This window comes from Nocardia pseudobrasiliensis NBRC 108224, assembly GCF_001613105.1.
Lineage (GTDB): Bacteria > Actinomycetota > Actinomycetes > Mycobacteriales > Mycobacteriaceae > Nocardia > Nocardia pseudobrasiliensis.
This window is the reverse complement of the sequence record NZ_BDBS01000063.1, coordinates 49,977-59,310: the sequence shown is the minus strand read 5'-3', so window position 1 is coordinate 59,310 and position 9,334 is coordinate 49,977. Positions and strand designations below refer to the sequence as shown.

The following is a 9,334-nucleotide window of genomic DNA, read 5'->3' as shown; positions in this document are numbered from 1 at the left end:
CGTCCGGGCGGGGATGGGAGCGGCGGCCACGGGCTGGGAGACGGGGGCGTCCATCGGGGCCGCGGCGGGCCGCGGTGGGGTGCGGTCGGCGCGGGGAGCGGGGAAGCCCTCGGCGGTGAGATCGGAATAGGTTGCGGCGGCGGCGAATCCGAGGGCGCCGAGAGCCTGGCCCACCTGGGCGGCATTCCAGGAATCAGGTGTGTCGGCGGTGATGCGGGTGAAATGCGAACGCAGCGAGGACGGTCCGTCACCGACGACCACGTCGATATCGTCCGGCAGCGGACCCTTGTCCAGGGAAACCCGGGTGCCCAGTTGCGGGATGACCAGCACGATGCCGATCACCCCCACACCCTCGCGGCCCGGCGCGGCGCGCAGCAGCTGCCGGATCTCCTCGGTGCGGTCGCGGATCTCGGCCATCGGCTCGGTTCCGTATTCGACGCCTTCGAGCGGGGCGACCCTGCCGTCGATCATCCACGGGTCGTCCGCATCGACGGTCAGCGGGCCGTTGACCCGCTCGACGAACCCCTTGACCGTCATCACCACGCATATCTTGGGCGTCCACACGATCGCATCGATACCGGCCGCCTTCACCACCGCGATACCGGGCAGCGCATGCGCCCCGGTCCACGACTTCAACCAGTTCACCACCGTCCGTTCGGTGGCGGACAGGCGCGACGGGTCGTCGTTGCGGACCTTCACCAACATCGTGATCAACCCCTGATCGATGCCTCATCTGTCGGCCGCGGAGCGGTCGTTCGACCACGGTACCGGGGAACCGGGCGAATCGGCTTGTGCGGCAGCAAAGATCATCCAGCATCGGTACCGTCGCGTTACGCGGGGGTCAGTCCTCGCGCCGCCAGGCCAGGTAACCGTCGGGCCGGACCAGGATCCGGGTCCCCGGCGAGGCGGCGTAGTCGGCGAAGGCGTGGCCGTCCACGGCGAGGAATTCCCCGGCGGCGGGCGTGCGGTCCGGCGAGACGATCGCATAGCCGCGCACGCCCTCGGCGGCCGGTTCGGCGGGCGCGTCGAATGTCAGCAGCGTCGCGTGCGGGCCGCGGAACAGATCGAACAGTCGCACGGTGCTGCCGTCGGCGGCGCGCAGGACGGAATCCGGCGCGCGATCACCGGCGACCAGCGCACCGGCCACATCGCCGGACCGGTAGCTGATGTTCAATCCAAAGGTGTCCGCGTCGCGGCGCATCGCCGATTCGTCGCCCGCGACCTGCCGGTCGAGCAGATCGGTACTCAGACCCAGCACCCGCGCCGCCACCGCGCGCCGCTCGGTGTCGTAGGTGTCCAGCAGCTCCGCGCGGCCGTCGAGGGCGGCCGCGAGCTTCCAACCGAGGTTGTAGGCATCCTGCACGCCGGTGTTCATACCCTGTCCGCCGGTCGGCGGATGGGCGTGCGCCGCGTCCCCGGCCAGGAACACCCGGCCGGACCGGAACCGTTGCGCCAGGCGGATATTCGGCCGCCACGCCGAGGCCCAGACCGGCTCGCCGAGCACGATGTCGGTGCGGCCGGAGTAGTGGTCGAGGGCGGCCTGCATGATCTCGCGGGTCGGGTGCTCCTCGTTCAGCGGTCCGGAGAATTGGAACAGTCGATCTCCCGGCAGCGGAGTGAGCGCGATGCCTTCCGTGGGGGCCTCGCCTCGGGCGAACCAGTAACCGTAGGCGTGATCCAGAACATCGGCGCGCACATCGCCGATCAGCATGCGCAGCGATTCGTCGGTGACGCCCTCGAAGGCGATGCCCACGGCCTTGCGCACCGTGCTCGCGCCGCCGTCCGCGCCGACGAGGTAGTCCGCCCGCACGGTTTCGGTACCGCCCGGTTTGTGGAGCGTGACCGTCACGCCGTCGGCGTCCTGCTCGAGTCCGGCCACGGCCGTGGACAATTCGACCTTCACGCCGAGTTCGGCCAGTCGCTCGCGCAGAATGCGCTCGACCTGGGACTGGCCCAGCACCCAGGGATTCGGATGCGGTGTGGCCGGACTCGGCTCCCGCAATTCGGTGCGGCGCCGCTCGCCCACGATCTGGCCGTCGATCGAGATCTTCATCGGCGCGACATCCTCGCCCGCGGTCAGCACCGCGTCGAGCACGCCGAGGTCGTCGAAGACCTCGAGGGTGCGTGGTTGGATGCCGTCGCCGCGTGAGCCGTTGAAGTGGTCCGCGACCCTGTCCACGATCCGGATCGCGACGCCGCGACGGGCCAGTTCGATGCCGAGGGTGAGACCGGTCGGTCCGGCGCCTGCGATGAGTACCTGGGGAAACACCGGTCCTCCAATGTTGAATCTGTATTCACTGAATCTGGATTCAGTATTGTGATTGGTAGGGTCCGCTGTCAACGGGAAGGTGAGAATGGCACGCCGCAAGGAGCAGTCGGCCGAGACCGAGCAGGCGCTGAAGGATGCCGCGCGTCGGTTGTTCGCCGAGCGCGGATATCTGAACACCAAGATCACCGACATCACCGCGGCCGCCGGGCGTGCGGCGGGCTCGTTCTACAACCACTTCGCCAGCAAGGAAGAACTACTGCAGGCGCTGCTGGAGGACTTCGCCGCCGACGGGGATACCGCCGCCGACCAGGACGAGCACAGCCCCGACTTCACCGATCCGGCCGCGGTCCGCTACCACGTCCGCACCTATTGGGGTTTCGCGCGCCGCCACTGGCCGACCCTGCGCGCAATGAATCAGGCCGCCTTGGTCAACGACGAATTTGCCCACCTGGCAGCCCGTTTCGCCGCCGAGGAACGCGCCGAACTCTCCGACCACCTCGACGGCTTCGACGCGGCGGGCCTCCACCTACCCAGCACCCCCGAAGCCAGCCTGGCCATGATGTTCCTCATGGTCCACGGCCTGCTCGAGGCCGTGGAGGAGGGCACGGTGCGCCTGACCGACGCCGAGGCGGTCGACGGCTTGACCCGATTCATCTATCGGGGGCTTACCGGCCGCGATTGTTGATCCCGGCGAAAAGCGCGCCGGGACAGGGGGAGTGGGCGCGCCGGGACAGGGGGAGTGGGCGCGCCGGGACAGGGGGAGTGGGCGCGCCGGGACAGGGGGAGTGGGCGCGCCGGGACAGGGGGAGTGGGCGCGCCGGGACAAGGGGAGTGGGCGCGCCCGGGACAAGGGGAGCGGGCGCACCGGGACTAGAAAATGGGCGCGCCGAGATGAGGGAGCGGGCGCGCCGAAATCGTGGTGGTGGGCGTGCCGGGATCGGGGAGTGGTCATCCGAGGGCGGGCGCGGCAGACTCTCGGAGGAGGCGCGTGGATGGGCGCGCTGGGGGATCTGAGGTGGGGGCGGTCAGGGGAGTAGGACGATCGAGCCGGTTGTTTTGCGGGACTCCAGGTCTCGGTGGGCGCGTTCGGCTTCCGCGAGGGGGTAGGTGGCGCCGACTCGGAGGTCGAGGGTGCCCTTCGCTATCGCGGTGAAGATATCGCCTGCGCGCCAGAGCAATTCGTCGCGGGTGCGGGTGTAGTGGGCGAGGGTGGGGCGGGTGACGAACAGGGAACCCGCGCGGTTGAGGCGTTGCAGGTCGAAGGGTGGGACCGGGCCGCTGGCCGCGCCGAACAGGGCGAGCATGCCGCGGATGCGCAGGGATGCCAGGCTGGCTTCGAAGGTGGCCTGGCCGACGCCGTCGTAGACCGCGGCGACGCCCTCGCCGTCGGTGAGTTCGCGGACCCGCTCGGCGAGATCGTCGCCGTAGCGCAGCACCTCGGCCGCGCCCGCCCCGCGCGAGAGCGCCTCCTTCTCATCGGTGGAGACGGTCGTGATCACGCGCACGCCCCTGGCGGTCGCCAGCTGGGTCAGCAGCAGGCCCACGCCGCCCGCGCCCGCGTGCACCAGCACGGTGTCACCGGATTCGGCGTGATAGACCGTCTCGATCAGATAGTGCGCGGTCATACCCTGTAGCAGCGCCGAGGCCGCGACCGCGGGTTCGACCCCGTCGGGCACCGGAACCGCGGCATGCGCCGGCACCAACACCTGCTCGGCGTAACTGCCCGGCGCGGCCGCCCACGCGACCCGCGCGCCGACCTCGAATTCCGTCACATCCGACCCCAGGGCGGTGATGACACCGGTCCCCTCCGCGCCGGGCACATACGGCACCTCCTGCGGATACGCGCCCGTGCGGATATAGGTATCGATGTAGTTGATGCCGATCGCATCGGTCCGCACCAGCAGCTGACCGGGTCCGGGCTGCGGATCGGGCAGCTCCGAGTACTTCAGGACCTCGGGACCGCCGTGCTCGGAAACCTGAATGGCGCGCATGGAATCCAGTTCTACACCCCGATCGAGCGGCCGTCCCGCAGCGCCCAGTGGACGCTACGTTACCCATCGGTAAACTGATCGGCATGACCGACACCGCCACCGCGACCAAGCCGTCGTCCACCCTCACCGATTCGGTGCGCAAGTTCGTCGCCGCCCATGGTGGTTCGGCGACCGCCGTCCTGCAGCCGATCGGCCGCATCGGCGTGCGGATCACCCTCGTCGGCGCCGACGGCGTACTCGGCGATCGCGTCGTCGACGATCTGGCGACCGCCAAGGCCGTGGTCGAGGCGGTCGAGGGTCTCGCCGAAACCGAGCACTGGGACCGCGACCTCAGCGCCGCCGCCGACCCCGCCAAGGGTCACTGGGCCAAGATGGCGGGCTGGGTCGCCCGGCAGAGCCGTTTCCCCAAGGCGCGCAACGAGCGCTGAGCATGGCATCCCGACGGTTCGCGGCCGCACTCGCGGCCGCCGCGATCTCCCTTGTCGCCGTGGCCATTCCGGCGCACGCCCAGCCCGCACCGGAACTGCGGGTATGCACCACAGGTGACTACCCGCCCTATACGGTGGCCGACGGCGACGACGGATACCGCGGCATCGATATCGACCTGACCCGCGGCCTGGCCGAGCTCCTACAGCGCCCGATCCACTTCGTGCCGACCACCTGGGCGTCGATGAAAACCGACTTCGCCGCCCTGAACTGCGATCTGGCCGCGGGCGGCATCTCCGATTCTCCGGCCCGGCGCGCCTTCGCCGACTTCTCCCGCACCTACGGCACCGACGGCAAGGCCCCGATCACCCGCGCCGAGGACGCCGACAGGTACGCGACCATCGAGCAGATCAACCGCCCCGAGGTCCGCGTGATCGTCAATCGCGGTGGCACCAACGAGGATTTCGCCCGCCGCAACTTCCCCGACGCCCAACTGACCCTGTGGCCGGACAATGTGACGATCTTCGATCAGATCACCCAGGGCAATGCCGACGTCTTCGTCACCGATTCGGTCGAGGGCCGCTACCGTACCCGCCTGCATCCGGGACTCGTTGTGCTGCACCCGGATCGGCCGTTCGACTCGTTCGGCAAGGTCTTCCTGCTCCGCAAGAACGATCCGCTGCTCGCCGCCGAGACCGACGCCTGGCTGACGACCCAGCAGATCACCGGCGGTATCGACACACTGTTCGCCGACTGGATCGGCCCGAACGCCACCGCCTGAGCCGAATCCGCCCGGGCCTTGTAGATAATGGGTGCCCATGGCGGACAAACAGGCGAGCCGGACCGCGGTGATGGTGTGCCAGGGGCGGGCGATCGCCGACGGACGGTTGGCGGTGGGCCGATTCGCGGACCCGATCGCGATGCGGCTGCTGCGCGCGGACGAACGCGCCGTGGTCGAGGGTGTGCGCGCGGGGACCCCGCCGCGCAGCGGGCGCGATCGGATCGAATACGGGCTGCTCGGCTCGGTTGCCACGGTACTCGCCACCCGGACCGTCCCCATCGACGAAGCCGTTCGCGCGCAGGGGAATTCACAGCTGGTAATCCTCGGCGCGGGGTTGGACGCACGGGCGTGGCGGATGCCGGAACTGGCCGACGTCGAGGTGTTCGAGGTGGATCATCCCGCGTCGCAGGCGAATAAGCGCGATCGAGTCGACGGCCTCGAGCCGATCGCGAAATCGGTCACCTATGTGCCGGTGGATTTCACCCGCGACCAACTGGATTCGGCGCTGCGATCGGCCGGATTCCGCGAATCCGTTCCCACGACCTGGATCTGGGAGGGAGTGCTGAACTATCTGACCGCCGCCGCGGTGGCCTCGACGCTGACCGTGATCAGTGAACTGTCCTCGCCGGGCAGCCGATTGATCGCCACCTACCCGACACCGAGTCACTTCCGTCGGCTGGGCCCACTGCTGCTGCGGGTGTCCAGCAAGCTTGCGGGCGCGCAGAATCCGCTGCGGAACGAGCCGCAGCTGTCGGCATGGACACCGGAACAGATGCGCGAGCTGGTCGAGGCGCACGGCCTCGTGGTGTCGGCGGATCTGAATCTGCTCGCCGTGGCCGACGAATTGTCGGTGGCGATGAATCGAGCGCGCGTCCACGGCCTCGGCCGCGCCGTCGTGGCCGACAAGCCGCGCTGAGATTCAGTCGCCCGCGACGACGGCGTCGACGAGCATTGCGGTGAGCCACTTCTCGTAGTCGTCGTAGGACCACCCCGCGTCGAGAACCAGGCTGTCGTGCACGCCCGGGCTCATCAGCGCGACCGCCACATCGACCGCGCGCGGCGCGACCTCGACACCGGCGGCGCGCACCCGCCCGACGATGTGCTCGACCCCGAGCCGATTGCGCCGCGCGCCCTCGACCCGCGTGGCCGCGATATCCGGATCCACCGCCGCGCCCGAGTCGAGCATGACGACGATATCGCCGCAGCGCTCGCGCACCCGGCGCGCCGCGGCGGCCAGCAGGCCCAGAAGTTCTGTGGGATCGGCGCTTTCGTTCGCCGCGGCGATCAGATCGGGCATTCCGGTCTCGTCGTCGAGCAGATCGACCAGTCCCGCCAGCACACCGGCCTTCGAGCCGAAATGCGCGTAGATGGTCTGCGGCACGACGCCCGCCTCCTGCGCGATCAGCCGAATAGGCGTGCGCGCGTAACCACGTTCGGCGAACAGTCGCCGGGCGGCGGTGAGCACGGTCCGCAGCGTGAGCGCCTCGCGTCGATCGCGCAGTCGGACCATTCCGGGAAGGTCGTCGGCCATGTATCCTCCGATTAGAACAACGTTCTAAGTAATGAACCGTAGTTCCAATCATACGAGGAGGGGCGATCATGACGATCGAACGGATCATCGGCGAGTTGACCGACGCCTGGAACGCGCGCGACAGTGCGGCGATGGCCGGGTTGTTCAGCGAAGACGCCGATTTCGTCGACGTGCTGGCGCGCCTGCATCACGGCCGCGCGGCGATCGAAGCGTCGCATCGGCAGATCTTCGACACGATCTACCGTGAAAGCCGCCTCGAGATGCGCGAACTCGACCGCCGCGCGCTGGCCGGGGATACGACCCTGGTGCACACCGCCACGACCCTGCGGGTGCAGGGCGGTCCGCGCCACGGGCGCACCGACAGCGTGCAGACGATGGTGGTGCGGGACGACCGAATCCTGGCCTTCCACAACACGATCGCCGCCGACTGGGGCCTCTAGCCGCAGCATCCGCCGCCGCAGCAGCCACCCGCCGAGGGTGCGGGCGCGGGCGCGCCGGACGAGCCGGTGAGGGCGATCGCGTTGAGCAGTTTGACGGTGTCGGCGTGTCCGTCCGGACACATTGCCGCCGCCGCGGATTCGCTCATCGGGCGGACGAGTTCGAACGTCTCGCTGCATTCGCGGCAGCGGTAGGCGTAGGTCGGCATTCCCGCATTATCGGTCATCATCGGCGCGGGGGACCACAGCGGCCGCTCAGGCGGGCTGGGCGACCGCGGAAGTCGTTGTCGCGCCGACCTGTTCGCGGGTGCGCAGCGCCGCCCACAGCGCGGCGGTCGCGGCCGTGCACGCGGCGGCTCCGCCCACATGGACGGCCACCAGCGCCGCGGGCACATGCGTGAAGTACTGCACGACGCCAACCAGCCCCTGCGCGCACACCAGCGCGATCAGCACGATCAGGCGCGTGCGGATCGCGCGGTTCATACCGACCGCGGCCAGGCCGAAGGCCAGACCGATCAGCAGCGCCAGATAGGCCACCAGGAATTGCGCGTGCGCGTGCACCAGCGTCACGATCTCCACCTGTAGGCGCTCCACCGGCTTGTCGACACTCTTGTCGCCCGCGTGCGGTCCCGCGCCGGTGACCAGGGTGCCCGCGATCAGCGTGCCGCACAGGGCGAATGCGCTGAGCACGGTCAGCCAGCGCAGCGGCGCGGGCGCCTGCGATACCTGCAGACCGTCGTCGGGCTCGCCGATCTTGGCGAACAGCAGCACCGCCAGCCACACCATCAGCATCGAGGCCAGCAGATGGACGGCCACGGTCCACCACAGCAGTCCCGTGCGCACGGTGATACCGCCGATCACCGCCTGCAACACGGTGCCGCCCGGCATCAGCCACGCGTACACCAGCACCTCGCGTCGCCGCCGCGCCCGCAGCACGGCCAGCACCACCAGCGCCGCGCACAGCGTGACGCCGAAGGTGAACATGCGGTTGGTGAATTCGACGGTCTGATGCAGCACCGGCACCTCGGAGTGCGCGACCGGGGTGAAGCTGCCCGGGAAGCACTGCGGCCAGGTGGGGCAACCAAGTCCGGAGGAGGTGACGCGAACGATCGCGCCGGTGACGGAGATGCCCGCCTGCGTGACGATCACCGCGAACGCGATGATCCGCTGAACTCGTAACGAGGGCAGCGGCAGCAGGTCGACCAGTCGCAGGAATGCGCGTGACAGCACGCACCGATGGTAAACGCCGCCCCCGAGGCAGAATCATCCGGGCTACTACAAGATGTCGTTTGCACTGTCGGGCAGACTGTTCGGGTGCCGCGCTTCGCCTCGACCGCCACCCCGACGCCCGCCGATCTGGCCGCCGCGCGGGATGTGACGATTCCCGATCTGATCGCCCCCGGCCTGCGGGTGCTGTTCTGCGGCATCAATCCCGGCCTGTGGTCGGGCGCGACGGGCTATCACTTCGCCGGACCGGGCAACCGCTTCTGGCCCGCCCTGCACCGATCCGGTTTCACGCCGCGGCTGCTACACCCCGACGAGCCTCAGGAGTTGCTCGCCCTGGGCCTGGGCATCACCAATGTCGCCCCGCGCACCACCGCCAAGGCCGACGAGCTGAGCAAGGAGGAATTGCGCGCGGGCGGCATCGCGCTGCGCGAGCGCGTCACGCAGTACCGGCCGCGCGCGCTCGCGGTGCTCGGGCTGGGCGCGTATCGGACCGCCTTCGGTCGTCCGCGCACGAGCGTCGGGCGGCAGGAGGAGACCCTGGGCGACACCGAGATCTGGGTGCTGCCGAATCCGAGCGGACTGAACGCGCACTACACGATCGACGGCCTCGCGGCGGAATTCCGCGCGCTGCGTGAGGCGGTGGAGGGTCCGCGGGCGAATACGCCGTAGGGT

General features: G+C 69.5%; 11 protein-coding genes and 1 pseudogene. 6 read left to right on the top strand and 6 right to left on the bottom strand.

The window, feature by feature from the left end; all coding sequences use genetic code 11:
• A pseudogene (locus NP4_RS43130) lies at positions 1-705 on the bottom strand (hypothetical protein); the annotation flags it as partial.
• 136 nt (positions 706-841) lie between these two features.
• Positions 842-2,269, bottom strand: coding sequence for an FAD-dependent monooxygenase (locus tag NP4_RS36250; protein WP_068007897.1), 1,428 nt, complete (start codon positions 2,267-2,269; stop codon positions 842-844).
• An 85-nt stretch (positions 2,270-2,354) separates the two neighbouring features.
• Here NP4_RS36250 and NP4_RS36245 point away from each other — a divergent pair, with 85 nt between their 5' ends.
• A complete protein-coding gene (locus NP4_RS36245; RefSeq protein WP_068007895.1) occupies positions 2,355-2,954 on the top strand; it encodes a TetR/AcrR family transcriptional regulator in 600 nt (199 codons plus the stop codon).
• 340 nt (positions 2,955-3,294) lie between these two features.
• On the opposite strand, the gene NP4_RS36240 is transcribed toward NP4_RS36245, so the two are convergent.
• Positions 3,295-4,260 (bottom strand): quinone oxidoreductase family protein, encoded by a 966-nt coding sequence (locus tag NP4_RS36240; protein WP_068007893.1) that lies wholly within the window; start codon positions 4,258-4,260, stop codon positions 3,295-3,297.
• 83 nt (positions 4,261-4,343) lie between these two features.
• Between NP4_RS36240 and NP4_RS36235 the strand changes: the two genes are divergently transcribed.
• Genes NP4_RS36235 through NP4_RS36225 form a run of 3 tightly spaced genes read left to right on the top strand, consistent with a single transcriptional unit; the run spans position 4,344 to position 6,383 of the window.
• On the top strand, positions 4,344-4,688 hold the full coding sequence (locus NP4_RS36235; protein WP_068007917.1) for a hypothetical protein: 345 nt from the start codon (positions 4,344-4,346) through the stop codon (positions 4,686-4,688).
• A 2-nt stretch (positions 4,689-4,690) separates the two neighbouring features.
• The gene (locus NP4_RS36230; protein ID WP_068007891.1) at positions 4,691-5,467 is read left to right on the top strand and encodes a transporter substrate-binding domain-containing protein; all 777 of its coding nucleotides are present in this window, start codon (positions 4,691-4,693) and stop codon (positions 5,465-5,467) included.
• Positions 5,468-5,504: 37 nt separating this feature from the next.
• Entirely contained in the window at positions 5,505-6,383 is an 879-nt protein-coding gene (locus tag NP4_RS36225; protein ID WP_068007888.1) for a class I SAM-dependent methyltransferase, read from the top strand.
• A 3-nt stretch (positions 6,384-6,386) separates the two neighbouring features.
• On the opposite strand, the gene NP4_RS36220 is transcribed toward NP4_RS36225, so the two are convergent.
• On the bottom strand, positions 6,387-6,998 hold the full coding sequence (locus tag NP4_RS36220) for a TetR/AcrR family transcriptional regulator (protein ID WP_068007885.1): 612 nt from the start codon (positions 6,996-6,998) through the stop codon (positions 6,387-6,389).
• A gap of 68 nt (positions 6,999-7,066) precedes the next feature.
• Between NP4_RS36220 and NP4_RS36215 the strand changes: the two genes are divergently transcribed.
• The gene (locus NP4_RS36215) at positions 7,067-7,438 is read left to right on the top strand and encodes an SgcJ/EcaC family oxidoreductase (protein WP_068007883.1); all 372 of its coding nucleotides are present in this window, start codon (positions 7,067-7,069) and stop codon (positions 7,436-7,438) included.
• Here the strand turns inward: NP4_RS36215 and NP4_RS36210 are convergent.
• Entirely contained in the window at positions 7,435-7,644 is a 210-nt protein-coding gene (locus NP4_RS36210) for an FmdB family zinc ribbon protein (RefSeq protein ID WP_068007913.1), read from the bottom strand. The two genes, NP4_RS36215 and NP4_RS36210, sit on opposite strands and share 4 nt — an antisense overlap.
• Positions 7,645-7,690: 46 nt before the next feature.
• Positions 7,691-8,665, bottom strand: a complete 975-nt coding sequence (locus NP4_RS36205; protein ID WP_068007881.1) for a COX15/CtaA family protein — start codon at positions 8,663-8,665, stop codon at positions 7,691-7,693.
• Between the two features lie 84 nt (positions 8,666-8,749).
• Between NP4_RS36205 and mug the strand changes: the two genes are divergently transcribed.
• The gene (mug, locus tag NP4_RS36200; RefSeq protein ID WP_068007878.1) at positions 8,750-9,331 is read left to right on the top strand and encodes a G/U mismatch-specific DNA glycosylase; all 582 of its coding nucleotides are present in this window, start codon (positions 8,750-8,752) and stop codon (positions 9,329-9,331) included.
• Positions 9,332-9,334: the final 3 nt, after the last annotated feature.

Excerpts from the sequence above, each read along its gene's own strand:
- NP4_RS36245 (WP_068007895.1), top strand. The coding sequence starts at position 2,355 with ATGGCACGCCGCAAGGAGCAGTCGGCCGAGACCGAGCAGGCGCTGAAG.
- NP4_RS36240 (WP_068007893.1), bottom strand. The coding sequence starts at position 4,260 with ATGCGCGCCATTCAGGTTTCCGAGCACGGCGGTCCCGAGGTCCTGAAG.
- NP4_RS36235 (WP_068007917.1), top strand. The coding sequence starts at position 4,344 with ATGACCGACACCGCCACCGCGACCAAGCCGTCGTCCACCCTCACCGAT.
- NP4_RS36230 (WP_068007891.1), top strand. The coding sequence starts at position 4,691 with ATGGCATCCCGACGGTTCGCGGCCGCACTCGCGGCCGCCGCGATCTCC.
- NP4_RS36225 (WP_068007888.1), top strand. The coding sequence starts at position 5,505 with ATGGCGGACAAACAGGCGAGCCGGACCGCGGTGATGGTGTGCCAGGGG.
- NP4_RS36220 (WP_068007885.1), bottom strand. The coding sequence starts at position 6,998 with ATGGCCGACGACCTTCCCGGAATGGTCCGACTGCGCGATCGACGCGAG.
- NP4_RS36215 (WP_068007883.1), top strand. The coding sequence starts at position 7,067 with ATGACGATCGAACGGATCATCGGCGAGTTGACCGACGCCTGGAACGCG.
- NP4_RS36210 (WP_068007913.1), bottom strand. The coding sequence starts at position 7,644 with ATGCCGACCTACGCCTACCGCTGCCGCGAATGCAGCGAGACGTTCGAA.